This window comes from Streptomyces sp. NPDC101490 (assembly GCF_044767145.1).
Classification (GTDB): Bacteria; Actinomycetota; Actinomycetes; order Streptomycetales; family Streptomycetaceae; genus Streptomyces.
This window is the reverse complement of the sequence record NZ_JBIWNI010000003.1, coordinates 562,251-575,011: the sequence shown is the minus strand read 5'-3', so window position 1 is coordinate 575,011 and position 12,761 is coordinate 562,251. Positions and strand designations below refer to the sequence as shown.

The window sequence follows — 12,761 nt, the reverse complement described above, 5'->3', positions numbered from 1 at the left end:
TACCACCATCGCCGTTCATGACCTGGTACTTCACCGAGGACCCGGCCGTCTTCCGCGCCGCCGCCGGTCCGCTGCTCGCCGCCGAGCCCGCCCGCAACACCACCGTGCTCACCCTGATGGACCGCGCCGTCCGGCTCGGCTGGTGGGCCGATCCGGACGGGCGGGTCACCGGGACGGTCGCGGTGGCCCCGCCGTGCGTGCCCCTCCTCGGGGCGGTGACCGTGGCGGCGGCGCGCGCCCTCGCCTCCGTACTGCCGTACGGCCCGGGGGAGGCGCCGACGGAGGTACGGGGCGAGACGGGGCCCGTCGAGGCGTTCGCGGACGCCTTCGCGGGCGCCACCGGCCGGTCCTGGGCGCCGGGCGTCCGGCTGCGCCTCTTCCGGCTCGGGACCCTCGTCCCGCCGGACCCCGAGCCCGTGGGACGCGCGCGCGTGGCCGGTCCGGAGGACGTACCCCTGGCCACCGGCTGGGCGCGGGAGTTCGCCCGGGACATCGGGGACGACCCCGACGCCAGGGACCTCACCGGGCCGGTCACCGAACGCGTCACCGAGGGCAGGCTCCTGCTCTGGGAGGACCCCGGGGGACACCCGGTGTCGATGGCCGCCGTCTCCCGCACCCTGGAGGGCCAGGCGTGTGTCCACCTGGTCTACACCCCGCCCGCCGAGCGCGGCCGGGGGTACGCGGCGGGCGTCACCACGGCGGTCACCCGGACCGCCCTCGCCACGGGCACCGAGCAGGTCCTGCTCTTCACCGACCTCGCCAACCCCACCAGCAACGGGCTCTACCGGCGCCTCGGCTACCGCCCGGTGACGGACCACCTGAGCGCGGTCTTCACCGCCCCCTAGGGCGCGCCAGGCGTCGCCAGGCAGCCGGGACTCTCGACACCCGCCCTAGGGACCGATGGACGGCGTCCGCAGCGCCGCCGCCTCGCGGGCCAGCGACTCCACCCGGGCCCAGTCGCGGGCGGCGAGGGCGTCGGGCGGCAGCATCCACGTACCGCCGACGCAGCCGACGTTCGGCAGGGCCAGATAGCCCGGGGCGGAGGCGGCGGAGATGCCGCCGGTGGGGCAGAACCGGGCCTGGGGCAGCGGCCCCGCGAGGGACTTCAGGTACGGGACGCCGCCCGCCGCCTCAGCGGGGAAGAACTTCATCCCCTCCACGCCCTCCTCAAGGAGCGCGACAGCCTCGGAGACCGTCGACACGCCCGGCAGGAACGGCACCCCCGACTCCCGCAGCGCGCCGAGCAGCCGCCCGGTCCACCCGGGCGTGACCAGGAAGCGGGCCCCGGCGCGCACCGCGTCCGCGACCCCGGCGGCCGAGACGACCGTGCCCGCGCCGACGACCGCGTCCGGCACCTCGGCGGCGATGGCCCGTACGGCGTCGAGCGCGGCCGGGGTGCGCAGGGTGACCTCGACGAGCGGCAGGCCGCCCGCGACCAGGGCGCGGGCGAGGGGCACGGCGTCGGCGGCGTCCTCGATCACGACCACGGGGACGACGGGGGCTTCCGGGGCAAGGTCGAACACACTCGTCATGCCCCTCATCCTGCCCACCCCGAGCGCCACCCGCAACGCACGTTGCGTTCTGTGCAACGGATGTGAGGGAGGGTCGACGGCCGGGCGGACCGGTCGCCGGGTGGACCGGTCATCGCGTGGGACCATCGCCGGTCGGGCCAGCCATCGGGCGGGACCGTCGCCGGGCGGACCGGCCACCGGATGGTTCGGTCATCGGATGTGCCGGTCATCGGACGGGACGGTCGCCACGGCGGACCGTTCGTCAGTGGATCTCGTCCACCAGTACGTCCAGCGCTCCCGGCTTCCCGCCGTCCTCCACCACGTACCCCAGCTCCCGCAGGGTCCCCGCCAGTTCCCCGGGCGACGCGGGCTCCGCACCGGCCTCCAGGAGGCTCCGCACGATCCGCCCCTTCGTCGCCTTGTTGAAGTGGCTGACCACCTTCCGGGTCGGCGCGTGCAGCACCCGCACCGTCGCCGTCCGCCCGGCCACCTCGCCCTTGGGCTTCCACGCCGAGGCGTACGCGGCCGACCGCAGGTCCAGGACGAGGCCCGTACCGGCCGCCTCGGGCAGCACGGAGGCCATCGCCGTCCGCCAGTGCCCGGACAGCGCGCCGAGCCCCGGCAGCTTCACCCCCATCGAACAGCGGTACGACGGAATCCTGTCGGTCACCCGCACCGCGCCCCACAGCCCCGAGAACACCAGCAGGGACCGCCCGGCCCGCTTGCGGGCCGCCGCGTCCAGGCTCGCCAGGCCCAGCGCGTCGTACAGGACGCCGGTGTAGACCTCCCCGGCGGGCCGCGCGCCCGCCGTCCGCAGCTCCACGTTCTTGGCGACCTCGCCGCGCAGGCCCTCGCTCAGCCCGAGCACCTCGCGGGCCTTCTCCTCATCGGCCGCGCACAGCTCGACCAGCTCGTCCAGGACGGCGGCCCGCGCCTCCGCGAGCCCCGGCAGGGACAGCGACTCCGGCTTGAGCGGCGCCCCGCGCCCCGAGGAGGCCTTGCCCTCGGAGGGCGGCAACAGCACGAGCACGGTGGTTCTCCTTCGTCGGTACGGGGATGGGGGTGCGGCCCCGGAAGCCAGCGTACGAGGTACGGGACGCCCGCCCGAACGTCACCGGGCCCATCCCACAGGGCATCGGCCCGGGGCCCCTTCCCGTAAGGGGGCCGAGGCCCGCACCCTTCCCCTACGGGGGCCGACGCCCGCACCCTTCCCCTACGGGGGCCGACGCCCGCACCCTTCCCCTACGGGGGCCGACGCCCGCACCCTCCCCTCAAGGGTTCGGTCCCCCGGGGGGCAAGCCCCTACGGGATGCCCCTTGTCCCCCCTCCCCATACGCTCGGTCCATGCCCCGCCGCCACATCCACGTGACCGGCGCAGCCGAGGCTCCGCTGCGGGCCGCCCTGCGCGCACTCCGTACCGAGCTGGGGATCCCCGAGGGTTTCCCGCCCGCCGTCCTCGCCGAGGCCGAAGCCGCCGCGAAGGCACCCAGACTGCCCGCGCACGACGCCACCGACCTGCCGTTCTTCACCGTCGACCCCCCGTCCTCCACCGACCTCGACCAGGCCGTCCACCTGGCCCGCCGGGCGGACGGCGGCTACCGCGTCCACTACGCCATCGCCGACGTCGCCGCGTTCGTCGCCCCCGGCTCGGCCCTGGACGCCGAGGCCCACCGCCGCGTCCTCACCCTCTACTTCCCCGACGGGAGGGTCCCCCTCCACCCCGCCGTCCTCTCCGAGGGCGCCGCGAGCCTCCTCCCGGGCGAACCCCGCCCCGCCCTGCTCTGGCGGATCGACCTCGACGCGGAGGGCCGCCGCGTCGCCACCGACGTCCGCCGCGCCCTCGTCCGCAGCCGGGCCAGACTCGACTACGCGGAGGTGCAGCGCCGGATCGACACCGGCACCGCCGAGGAACCCGTGGCGCTGCTCCGTGACATCGGCCGCCTCCGCGAGGCCCTCGAAGTCGAACGCGGCGGGATCTCCCTCAACGTCCCCGAACAGGAGATCGTCGAGCGGGACCACACCTACACCCTCGCCTACCGGGCCCCGCTCCCCGCCGACGGCTGGAACGCGCAGATCTCCCTGCTCACCGGCATGGCCGCCGCCGACCTCATGACCGCCGCCGGGACCGGCATCCTGCGCACCCTCCCCACCGCGCCCGACGGCGCCGTCGCCCGGCTGCGCCGCTCCGCGCGGGCCCTCGGCGTCGACTGGCCGCACCACGTCCCGTACGCCGAGGTCGTCCGCGCGGCCGACCCCACCGACCCCCGGCAGGCCGCCTTCCTCCAGGAGTGCACCACGCTGCTGCGCGGCGCCGGATACACCGTCTTCACCGACGGCCGCGTCCCCACCCCCGCCGTGCACGCCGCCGTCGCCGACGAGTACACCCACTGCACCGCGCCGCTGCGCAGGCTCGTCGACCGGTACGCGGGCGAGCTGTGCGTCGCCGCCGTCGCGGGCGACGAACCGCCCGAGTGGGTACGAGCCGCGCTGCCCGCCCTGCCCGGCGAGATGGCCACCGGGGCCCGCCGCGCCAACACCGTCGAGCGGGAGAGCGTCGACATCGTCGAGGCGGCACTGCTCCGGGGGCGGGTCGGCGAGATCTTCGACGCGTACGTGATCGACGTGAAGGAACGCGAACCGGCCGTCGGCACCGTCCATCTGGACGATCCGGCGGTCGTCGCCCGCATCGAGGGCGGTACGTCCAGCCTGCCGCTGGGGGAGTGGCTGCGGGTCAGACTCGCGGAGGCGGACCCGGGGACGGCGAAGGTGCTGTTCGCGCCCGCGTGAGCGCCCCCGAGAGCGCCCCGTACAGGGCGCGCGGGTCGTCGGCGTGCACCCTGATGACCCGTACGGGCCGGGGCGCGCCGAACAGCCGGGGCGCGTCCACCGGTCCGGTCAGCTCGACGGTGACGGAGGTCTGCGAGCCGACGGCGAGGTTCAGCTCGCCGTCGGCCTTCTCGTGCGAGAACAGCGGCTCGTGGCGGACGGAGGCGATCAGGTCCAGCGGCACGCGCACGTCGACGTGCGCGGCCTGCCGCAGCCGCAGCACGTCACCGGTCAGGGTGTGCGGCCGGGTCGCGGAGGCGGCGTGCAGCCCGAGGACGAAGAGCACGGTGTAGACGTCCAGGACGAGGACGACGGTGTGGACGAGGGGCCAGCGGGCGAGCAGGAACGACAGGCCGACGGTCTCGACGACGCACACGAACGCGAAGCCGTACATGAGGGCGGCCTGGTCCCGCGCGTGCGGGAACACCCCGTCCGCCCCGGCCGTCCCGTGCGGCCTGCGGGCCACCCAGCGCCCGAGCCCGGCGGCGAGGCGCAGCTCGTGCGCCACGAGCCGCAGCACCGGCTCCGGCACCAGCTCGGCGAGGGCCTCCCGCCGTCCGAGCCCGCGCCGCCGCAGCCGCAGCCAGGCGAGGACCTCGGCGAGCAGCAGCGCCACGACGAGCAGCTCGGCCGCGAGGAGAAGGGGGCGGGGCACGGAGACGCCCGCGACGACACAGCCGACGAGGAGGACCTCGCAGGGAAGCACGGCGTACGCGAAGGGCCGCAGGAACCGGACCGAACGGGCGCGCGCCCCCCGGCCGGTCACGCGCGTCCGTCCCGGCGCTCCGCCACCAGCCGGACGGCGAGCCGCACGGCGGCGGACTGGGCGGGGGCGAGGTCCTCGAAGAGCGCGTCGGCGAAGGAGTCACCGGGGGACCCGTAGGGGCCGGAGGCGCCGGGAGCGCCAGGGGCCCCGGAGGCACCAGGGGCCCCGGAGGTACCAGGGGCCCCGGGGGGCTCGGGGATCTCCACGCCCAGCTCGTCGGGGAGGCAGGCGGCGAGGGCCCGGGCGGCCTCCGCGACCCGGGGGTCGCCGGGATCGGCGTCGGCGAGGGCGTCGAGCAGCGGGTACACCTCACGGGCCTGCTCGGCGGCACCCGCCATGAGGCCCATCAGCCGGGCCCGCTCGTCCTCGGGGACGACCACGTCGAGGAGGACCAGGATCTCGCGGTCCTTCGCGGCCATGGGGGAGTCGGGCAGCTCGCCGGCCCGGGCGAGCAGGGCGGCCAGCTCGGGAGACAGGGGCCCGTCGGCGGGCAGCCGCCCGGCACGGGCCTCGTCGAGGAGGACGCCGAGGCGCTCGCGGCGGCGTCGGATGACGGCCTCCTGCCGGGCGAGGTCGTCGGCGAGCCCCTGGAGGACGTCCACGAGCCCGCGTCCCTCGTCGTCGGCGAGGACCGCCCGGACCTCGTCGAGACCGAGGCCCAGTTCGGTCAGCCGCCGGACGCGGGCGAGCAGGACGGCGTCGCGGACGCCGTAGTCCCGGTAGCCGTTGGCCCGCCGGGCGGGCTCGGGGAGCAGCCCGGACTGGTGGTAGTGCCGCACGGCCCGGGGGGTGACCCCGACCAGCGCGGCGATCTCGCCGATGCGCATGACCCCAGTAGAAACCCTGACGCTGCGGCAGGGTCAAGCGAGGCCGGTGTGCCGGGTAGCATGGTCGGCACGGCAGACGAGCCGGGCGGGCGGCCGCGTGGAGATCCCAGGATCTCCCCGAGGAACGTCCGGGCTCCACAGAGCAGAGTGGTGGCTAACGGCCACCCGGGGTGACCCGCGGGACAGTGCCACAGAAAACAGACCGCCGGGGGCTTCGGTCCCAGGTAAGGGTGAAACGGTGGTGTAAGAGACCACCAGCGCCTGAGGTGACTCAGGCGGCTAGGTAAACCCCACTCGGAGCAAGGTCAAGAGGGGACACCCCGGTGTCCCTGCGCGGATGTCCGAGGGCTGCTCGCCCGAGTCCGCGGGTAGACCGCAGGAGGCCGACGGCAACGTCGGCCCTAGATGGATGGCCGTCACCCCGACGACCGCGAGGTCCCGGGGAACAGAACCCGGCGTACAGCCCGACTCGTCTGCCGCCCAGGCCCTTCTGGCCAGGGAAACCCCAGGTCAGAGGGTTTTTCTGTGTAGCGGCGCCCAGCGCCGCAGCCCCGTTCCGTACCGGTTGAAACCGGCCCTCGCGGACATGTGAGTAGCCATGATGGCAGCCATGGAGCGGTGTCAGCCGATGCTCTCGTAGGGGTTGCGGATCGTGTGGCGTGCGGCGGCTGTGGCCAGAACGTTCTGCGGGTAGCGGGAGCCGGGCACGTAGTGGCGTCCCTTGGTGTTGCCGACCGGGGTCAGCAGGTTCCCGCGCATCAGGTGCTGCATGTCGCGCTGGGCCTGTTGCTCGCTGATTCCTTCCGCCCTCTCGTAGCGGGAGCGGCGTACCCGGCCGGTTACGGCGACCTCGTGCAAGGCGGTGATCTGGCGTTCGGTGACGTCGAGCGTCTCGCGCTGCTCGTCGAGCTGGATCCAGCACCGGTTGGAACGGTTCACGCGGTGCCGGACGCTCTGGGTCTGTTCGTGATAGGCGCGCAGGTTGAAGCGCACCCAGGGGGCGGCGTCCCGTGCCGGGCTGTAGACGGGGCCTCCTGCCTCGCGGAGCACCTTGTAGTAGTCCCAGGTGTGGCCGGGCATGCCCAGCCAAGCCTCGATGGAGGAGAACTCGGGGGCGAGGACGCCCTCTCGGGCGATGAGGAGGGTCTGCAGGGAACGGGACATCCGGCCGTTGCCGTCGACCCACGGGTGGATCTTCACGAGGTTGAAGTGGGCCATCGCGGCGCGGACGAGTGGGTCGGCGTCGAGGTCGCCGGTGTTGAGCCAGTCGATCAACTCGCCCATCAACGCGGGCACATCGTCTTCGTGGGGACCCTCGTACTCCGTGGCGTGGGGGTCGCCGACGGCCGTGATGAACACCGGGCCCCGACGCCATTGCCCGGCGAGCCTGCGAGGGTGATGGCCCTGCAGCATCCAGTGCAGCGCGTTGAGGAGGCCCTTGCTGTACTCGAAATCGGGGGCGCCGTGGAGTGACTGGATATAGGTCATGGCCTGCTGGTAGGCGACGGTCTCGGCGCGGTTTGCCTCGGTGACGTTCACCTTCTCCTGCGCGTCGTCCATGAGGTCGGCGACATCGAGAGCGTCGACTTTGTACCCCTCGATGGTGTTGGAAGCGGCGATGGCCGAAGCGGTCAGGTGGCGGCGCAGATCGAGGGTCCACTTGGTAGGCGCTTGCTGCACAGCGTCACGCAGGGCGCGACGCATCTCGGCGACTTCGGTCAGGACGTGATGGTCGGCGCTGGAGAGCCGAGGTGTCTTGTACAGCATGATGCAATGATACCCATACGGTGTCATCGCATCATGCTCGTGACTGGAGTGAGGTGCCTGATCGTGGCACTGGGCAACGCCTGATCCCTTTTTCGTCAGCCCCGTGCCGGGGCCGACGCCAGGGGCGATGTCAGGGACGGCGTATCTCGAAGAGGAAGCAGCCGTGTTCCACCGCCCGTACGTGGACCAGGGTCGTCTCCGGGTTTTCGAAGGCTTCCGTGAGGGCTTCGTCCAGGGGCTTCGTGGTGTCGTCCGCGAGGTGGAGGAGACGGCCGCCGGTGATGTGGCCCGCCGGGTCGTAGCGGCGGAGGGCGCGGAGGGCGCCCGCGTGGGCGAAGGGGTACGTCCCCGAGGGCTGCGGGCCCCCGCAGGGGGCCGCGTGGACGAAGACCGGGCCCTGCTCGTCGTACGCCCCCGGTTCCGCGCCCGTCTCCGCCGCCCAGCGGCGCAGCGGGGCGTACGAGACGAGCGCGATCCGCTCGCCCCGCTCCGCGCGCCGCAGGCAGCAGCGCAGCGGCTCCCCGCCCTCGGGCGCGGTGTACGGCGCGCAGGCCCGCCCCGCGTCGTCGGTCGTCCGCAGTTCGGCGAGGGCCCCGGCGGGGATCGGGCGGGCCGTGTACGTGGTGGTCAGGGGTACGGTCTCGGTGCTCATGCCCTCAGGCTCCCGCCGTGCCGCTCCGTCCGCTGGCGTGATTCGGACGTCGCGCTCCGGGCCGTCACCCTTCCGCCGCCGGTGGCCGCCGCCGACGCCTGACCCGCGTGCACCGGGCGCCCGAGGGTCCGGAGCCGTTCGGCACCGCGCCGGACCGCGCGGGGGCGTCACCCCGAGCCGATCGGGCAGATCCGGAGCCCGGCCACCTCCTGCGCCCTGGAGCGGCCCGAGGAGGGTGCATACCCGTTCCGGTCGTGCCCCGTCCGCCGTCGCCGTTCCGCCCATGGGCGCGCTCTGGCAGAGACGTGGGGAAGGCGGACCGGTGCTGTCCGCCTTCCCTGTCAGGGTGAGGTCAGGGACGCGGGCCGACCCCCTCAGGGTTGCCGCCCGCCGTTCCTCCCCGTACCCGACCGCCCCGAACGGAGCCCCCCTGATGAGCCGTGCTTTCCAGGTCACCTTCGACGCCCACGACCCCCGGGCGCTGTCCTCCTTCTGGCGTGACGCGCTCGGTTACGCGCATCCCGGACCGCCCGGAGTGGAACTGCCCGAGGGCGCCGACCCGCTGGCCGCCTGGGACGACTTCCTCGGCCGGATGGGCGTCCCGGAGGACCAGCGCAACACCCGGTCCGCCATCGAGGACCCGGACGGGCAGGGGCCCCGGGTGTTCTTCCAGCAGGTGCCGGAGGGCAAGGCCGCCAAGAACCGCGTCCACCTCGACGTCCGCGCGGCTCCCGGGCTCACCGGGGAGGAGCGGATGGCCGCCCTGGAGACCGAGTCCGAACGGCTCGTCGCGCTGGGCGCCACCCGGGTGCGCCGCTTCGATCCCGCGCCGCCGATGAGTGCCGGATTCCTCGTGATGGCCGACCCCGAGGGCAACGAGTTCTGCCTCGACTGAGGCGGCTTCGGCACCTCCGTACCGCTCGGGCTCCGCCGTCCCTTACGGGGTCCCCTCCCCGTAAGGGTCCCTCATCCCTTACGGAGCGGGGACCCGTACGCCCCTACGGGTCTTCCTCAGGCCAGGACCTCGACCGTCCACCGGGCGTCGCGGTCGTCCGTGCGGACGAAGATCCGCTTGGGCAGCGCGGACCGGTCCTCGAACAGGTCACGGCCGAGGGCCAGACCGTTCTGGTCGATCGTGTACGTCCCGTCCCGCAGACCGTCCAGCGAGGTGATCGTGGTCGCGCCGCCCTCGGCGTCCACCCGCTGGAGGCGCCAGACCGAGGCGGGGGAGTCGTCGGGCCGGACGGTGACGGGCGCGCGGTCGGTGCCCTCCGCGACGACAGTTCCCTCCGTGCCCTTCGCGGTGAGGCGGAAACCGTCGTCCTCCCAGGTCATCAGCCACTCCACCGCACGGGACGGATCGTCGGGACAGGCGATGAGGGCCTCGCCGTCCACCCCGACCGGGGCGCCCTTCGCGTACAGCTTGACGATCTTGCCGGGCTTCGGCATCTCTCCTCCTGGGGTTCACGGGGCCGATACCCGCACCCTGCCCCCATGGGCCCCCGAAGGGCCGGTGAACACACAGGTCATAGGCTGTGTGGCGCTGAGAAGTCGCCGGGGAGGGGACGCCTCCGCCCGCCTTCCGGTTCGTGGGCGTCGGCGTCGGTGCCGCCGTCGATGTCGGTCATCCGGGGCAGCCCGCCGGGGCCGCTCGGCGCGTGCCGCGCGTCCTGGGTCCGGTGCGGTGTACGGCTGGGGCATGACCATCCCCGTGGACCAGCTCAGCGATCCCGCCGTACGCGCCTTCGTCACGGCCCTCAACGCCAACGACCGCGCGGCCTTCCGGAGCGCCCTGGCGCCCGGCGCGACCATGTCCGACGACGGGTCCGACCGGGACCTGGCGGAGTGGACGGAGCGGGAGGTGTTCTCCTCCGGCGGGCACATGGAGATCGAGTCCGAGGCGGACGGCGGTCTGGAACTCGTCGCCCTCTACCGCAACGACACCTGGGGCGAGATGCGGACCAGCTGGCGCTTCACCGTCACCGACGGCGCCGTCGCCCGCTTCGAGACGGGCCAGGCCTGACGGACGGCCCCGCCCCGCCCGCCCCAGCTCAGGGCCTCGCCGCCGCACCCCCGTCCCCAGCCCCCTGCCCGTCCGCCTGCCCGTCACCCGTCCGCGAGCAGCGGGTCGTACGTCGTCGTCCGGCGGCGCGCGGACATGAAGGACAGGAAGTCGCGGACGAAGGCGGCGCGCGTGTACGTGCCCCCGGCGGCCGAGTCGTCGCGGTGGAACGCGGTACGGAACAGCGCCCGGTACTCGTCCGCGTCGATGGTCCCGTCGCCGTTCGCGTCGGTCACGTCGAAGAGGACCTCGGCGACCCGGACGAGGGCGGGCCCCGCGAGCGACGGCACGGCCACGGCGTACTCCCCGGCGCTGATCCGTCCGTCGCCGTCCGTGTCGAGGGCCGTCTGGAGTTCGCGCCACCAGTCGGCGAAGGCCTGGTAGAGCCGGGTCTCCTCGGGCTCGTCCAGGTCGAGCCGGGTGGCCAGTTCACGGGCCATCGCGGCGAGATCGGGCCAGTCGAGGTACCCGTCGCCCGTCTGGTCGAGGACCTCCCGGAAGAACTCCTCCGCCGAACGCCGTACGCCCTCCTCCGTTCCCCCCGTCCGCGCGGGCCCGCCCGCCGCCGGGACCGGCCCCGGTTCCCCGCCCGCCGGGGCGAAGGGGGCGACGAGCCGGAGCAGGGCCCCGGCCCGCTTCACCCGCTCGTGCAGACCGGTGACGGCCCGGACCCGGGGGTCGTCGCTCTCCGGCGACAGCGAGAGCAGCTCGATGACCGCCTCGGCGCGCAGCCAGCCGTCCGGCAGGAAGCGGGCCAGCCCGGCGGCGACGTAGGCGCCCTGCATCAGGGTCCGCGCGCCGGGCGTCTCCGGCAGCCCGGCGCGCCGCCGGTACGACTCCGGCAGGGACGCGACGGTGAGCGTGCCGATGACCGGCCCGGCGAGCGACCGGCCCGCCGCCCACAGCGTCGGCATCCCGCTGAGCAGCGCCGGTACGGGAAGGTGGTCGAAGAGCCGGTACAGGATGACGCGGGCCGCCTCGGTGTCCGCCAGCACCTCCTCCACGGTCCGGTCGAAGTACGGCCAGAAGTCGTGGAGTTCCTCCGGCAGGTGCCCGGGGCCGTCGCCCATCGAGGCGTGGAAGGCCAGGAACTCGGCGTACAGGCGCTCCATGGTCTCCTGCGCCATCGGCTGGCCGCTCATCCGGAACATGGTGACGGCGCTCTCGAACAGCGTCGCCGTCACCCACGCCCGCGCGCCCGGGTCCATGGCGTCGTACGGGCGGCCCAGGGCGTCGCTCCCGGCCATCCGGGCGTGCAGCCGGTTGAGCCGCGCCGCCTCCCGCCGCCGCACCTCCTCGTCGGCGCCGAACATCCGCCGCATGCTCAGGAAGGTGTTCCGCAGGCGGCGCCAAGGATGGGCCACGAAGGTCGAGTTGTCGGTCAGGGCCGCGCCGATCTGCGGGTGCGCCGCCTCCAGGACGGTCGCGCGGACCATCGCCAGCGCCCACCGGGGATCGTCGAACAGCGCGTCGAACTGCGAGCCCGGTCCGAACAGGGGCGGCCCGTCCGCGCGGGCTTCGGTACGGGTCGGCATCACTCGGTCTCCGTTCGTCGGGACGGGACGCCGCCGAAGCGGCGGTCCCGTCGCGCGTAGGTGTGCAGGCACTCGGCGAAGTGCGCCGCGCGGAAGTCCGGCCACAGAACCTGCGGGAAGAGCCATTCCGCGTAGGCGACCTGCCAGAGCATGAAGTTCGAGATGCGCTGCTCGCCGGAGGTACGGATCACCAGGTCCACGTCCGGGGTGTCGGGGAATGGCAGATGGGCCGCGAAGAGGTCCTCGGTCAGGGCCTCGGCCGGTGTTCCGCTGCGGATCAGAGAGCGGGCCGCCTCGACGATGTCCCGCCGTCCGCCGTGGTCGAAGGCGACGGTCAGCGTCATGCCCCGGTTGGCTCCGGTCAGCGTCTCCAGGTCGGCGAAGTCGCGCGCCAGTTCACGCGGGACGCGGGGATCCGTCACTCCGAGGAACCGGCATCGGACACCGCGCGCGAGCAGCAGCGGCGCGTGCCTGCGGACCGCCCGGCGCACCAGGCGCATCAGTTGGTCCACCTCGTCGTCGGGGCGGGTCCAGTTCTCGGTGGAGAAGGCGAACAGGCTCAGCCACTCGACACCGGCGGACCTGGCCGCCTCGACGACGTCGATGACCGTGGTCTCGGCCGCCCGGTGACCCTCGGTGCGGGGCAGCGAACGGCGTTGCGCCCAGCGCCCGTTGCCGTCCATCACGCACGCCACGTGCCGGGGTACGGCGCGCGGCCCCGGCCGCCCGCCCGCTCCGTCGCGCCCGGCGCGTCCGTGCGCGCCGCCGTGTTCCGCCATGACCGCCCCCGCCCTCGCGCGCCCCCACCCGGACGG

At 74.2% G+C, this 12,761-nt stretch carries 13 protein-coding genes and 1 other RNA gene; 5 read left to right on the top strand and 9 right to left on the bottom strand.

Annotated features, from left to right (window positions below):
- Window positions 1-17 precede the first annotated feature (17 nt).
- On the top strand, window positions 18-845 hold the full coding sequence (locus ACIRQY_RS10195; RefSeq protein ID WP_403923479.1) for a GNAT family N-acetyltransferase: 828 nt from the start codon (window positions 18-20) through the stop codon (window positions 843-845).
- A gap of 45 nt (window positions 846-890) precedes the next feature.
- Here ACIRQY_RS10195 and eda read toward each other — a convergent pair whose 3' ends face one another.
- Both eda and yaaA read right to left on the bottom strand, forming a co-directional pair.
- A complete protein-coding gene (gene eda, locus ACIRQY_RS10190) occupies window positions 891-1,532 on the bottom strand; it encodes a bifunctional 4-hydroxy-2-oxoglutarate aldolase/2-dehydro-3-deoxy-phosphogluconate aldolase (RefSeq protein ID WP_403923477.1) in 642 nt (213 codons plus the stop codon).
- A 241-nt stretch (window positions 1,533-1,773) separates the two neighbouring features.
- Window positions 1,774-2,541, bottom strand: a complete 768-nt coding sequence (yaaA, locus tag ACIRQY_RS10185; protein ID WP_403923475.1) for a peroxide stress protein YaaA — start codon at window positions 2,539-2,541, stop codon at window positions 1,774-1,776.
- Between the two features lie 314 nt (window positions 2,542-2,855).
- On the opposite strand from yaaA, the gene ACIRQY_RS10180 reads away from it, so the two are divergent.
- Window positions 2,856-4,298, top strand: a complete 1,443-nt coding sequence (locus ACIRQY_RS10180) for an RNB domain-containing ribonuclease (protein ID WP_351786525.1) — start codon at window positions 2,856-2,858, stop codon at window positions 4,296-4,298.
- Here the strand turns inward: ACIRQY_RS10180 and ACIRQY_RS10175 are convergent.
- Together ACIRQY_RS10175 and ACIRQY_RS10170 are read right to left on the bottom strand one after the other, a co-directional pair.
- The gene (locus ACIRQY_RS10175; protein ID WP_403923473.1) at window positions 4,243-5,103 is read right to left on the bottom strand and encodes a hypothetical protein; all 861 of its coding nucleotides are present in this window, start codon (window positions 5,101-5,103) and stop codon (window positions 4,243-4,245) included. The two genes, ACIRQY_RS10180 and ACIRQY_RS10175, sit on opposite strands and share 56 nt — an antisense overlap.
- Entirely contained in the window at window positions 5,100-5,930 is an 831-nt protein-coding gene (locus ACIRQY_RS10170) for a MerR family transcriptional regulator (RefSeq protein ID WP_403923471.1), read from the bottom strand. Before ACIRQY_RS10170 ends, ACIRQY_RS10175 begins: the two co-directional genes overlap by 4 nt.
- Window positions 5,931-6,007: 77 nt before the next feature.
- Between ACIRQY_RS10170 and rnpB the strand changes: the two genes are divergently transcribed.
- Window positions 6,008-6,406, top strand: an RNA gene (gene rnpB / locus ACIRQY_RS10165) — RNase P RNA component class A.
- A 145-nt stretch (window positions 6,407-6,551) separates the two neighbouring features.
- On the opposite strand, the gene ACIRQY_RS10160 is transcribed toward rnpB, so the two are convergent.
- Window positions 6,552-7,697 (bottom strand): Fic family protein, encoded by a 1,146-nt coding sequence (locus ACIRQY_RS10160; protein WP_403923469.1) that lies wholly within the window; start codon window positions 7,695-7,697, stop codon window positions 6,552-6,554.
- Between the two features lie 130 nt (window positions 7,698-7,827).
- A complete protein-coding gene (locus ACIRQY_RS10155; protein WP_403923467.1) occupies window positions 7,828-8,349 on the bottom strand; it encodes a DUF1203 domain-containing protein in 522 nt (173 codons plus the stop codon).
- A 433-nt stretch (window positions 8,350-8,782) separates the two neighbouring features.
- Between ACIRQY_RS10155 and ACIRQY_RS10150 the strand changes: the two genes are divergently transcribed.
- The gene (locus ACIRQY_RS10150) at window positions 8,783-9,244 is read left to right on the top strand and encodes a VOC family protein (protein WP_351779819.1); all 462 of its coding nucleotides are present in this window, start codon (window positions 8,783-8,785) and stop codon (window positions 9,242-9,244) included.
- Window positions 9,245-9,360: 116 nt separating this feature from the next.
- On the opposite strand, the gene ACIRQY_RS10145 is transcribed toward ACIRQY_RS10150, so the two are convergent.
- A complete protein-coding gene (locus ACIRQY_RS10145; RefSeq protein WP_403923465.1) occupies window positions 9,361-9,798 on the bottom strand; it encodes a hypothetical protein in 438 nt (145 codons plus the stop codon).
- A gap of 250 nt (window positions 9,799-10,048) precedes the next feature.
- Between ACIRQY_RS10145 and ACIRQY_RS10140 the strand changes: the two genes are divergently transcribed.
- Window positions 10,049-10,372 (top strand): nuclear transport factor 2 family protein, encoded by a 324-nt coding sequence (locus ACIRQY_RS10140; protein WP_351779814.1) that lies wholly within the window; start codon window positions 10,049-10,051, stop codon window positions 10,370-10,372.
- An 83-nt stretch (window positions 10,373-10,455) separates the two neighbouring features.
- Here the strand turns inward: ACIRQY_RS10140 and ACIRQY_RS10135 are convergent, their stop codons facing one another.
- Both ACIRQY_RS10135 and uppS read right to left on the bottom strand, forming a co-directional pair.
- A complete protein-coding gene (locus tag ACIRQY_RS10135) occupies window positions 10,456-11,946 on the bottom strand; it encodes an oxygenase MpaB family protein (protein ID WP_403923462.1) in 1,491 nt (496 codons plus the stop codon).
- Window positions 11,946-12,629, bottom strand: a complete 684-nt coding sequence (gene uppS / locus ACIRQY_RS10130) for a polyprenyl diphosphate synthase (protein WP_403923886.1) — start codon at window positions 12,627-12,629, stop codon at window positions 11,946-11,948. Before uppS ends, ACIRQY_RS10135 begins: the two co-directional genes overlap by 1 nt.
- Between the last annotated feature and the right edge of the window lie 132 nt (window positions 12,630-12,761).

Coding starts and splice junctions, on each gene's coding strand:
- ACIRQY_RS10195 (WP_403923479.1), top strand. CDS start 18: ATGACCTGGTACTTCACCGAGGACCCGGCCGTCTTCCGCGCCGCCGCC.
- eda (WP_403923477.1), bottom strand. CDS start 1,532: ATGACGAGTGTGTTCGACCTTGCCCCGGAAGCCCCCGTCGTCCCCGTG.
- ACIRQY_RS10180 (WP_351786525.1), top strand. CDS start 2,856: ATGCCCCGCCGCCACATCCACGTGACCGGCGCAGCCGAGGCTCCGCTG.
- ACIRQY_RS10170 (WP_403923471.1), bottom strand. CDS start 5,930: ATGCGCATCGGCGAGATCGCCGCGCTGGTCGGGGTCACCCCCCGGGCC.
- ACIRQY_RS10160 (WP_403923469.1), bottom strand. CDS start 7,697: ATGCTGTACAAGACACCTCGGCTCTCCAGCGCCGACCATCACGTCCTG.
- ACIRQY_RS10155 (WP_403923467.1), bottom strand. CDS start 8,349: ATGAGCACCGAGACCGTACCCCTGACCACCACGTACACGGCCCGCCCG.
- ACIRQY_RS10150 (WP_351779819.1), top strand. CDS start 8,783: ATGAGCCGTGCTTTCCAGGTCACCTTCGACGCCCACGACCCCCGGGCG.
- ACIRQY_RS10145 (WP_403923465.1), bottom strand. CDS start 9,798: ATGCCGAAGCCCGGCAAGATCGTCAAGCTGTACGCGAAGGGCGCCCCG.
- ACIRQY_RS10140 (WP_351779814.1), top strand. CDS start 10,049: ATGACCATCCCCGTGGACCAGCTCAGCGATCCCGCCGTACGCGCCTTC.
- ACIRQY_RS10135 (WP_403923462.1), bottom strand. CDS start 11,946: ATGCCGACCCGTACCGAAGCCCGCGCGGACGGGCCGCCCCTGTTCGGA.
- uppS (WP_403923886.1), bottom strand. CDS start 12,629: ATGGACGGCAACGGGCGCTGGGCGCAACGCCGTTCGCTGCCCCGCACC.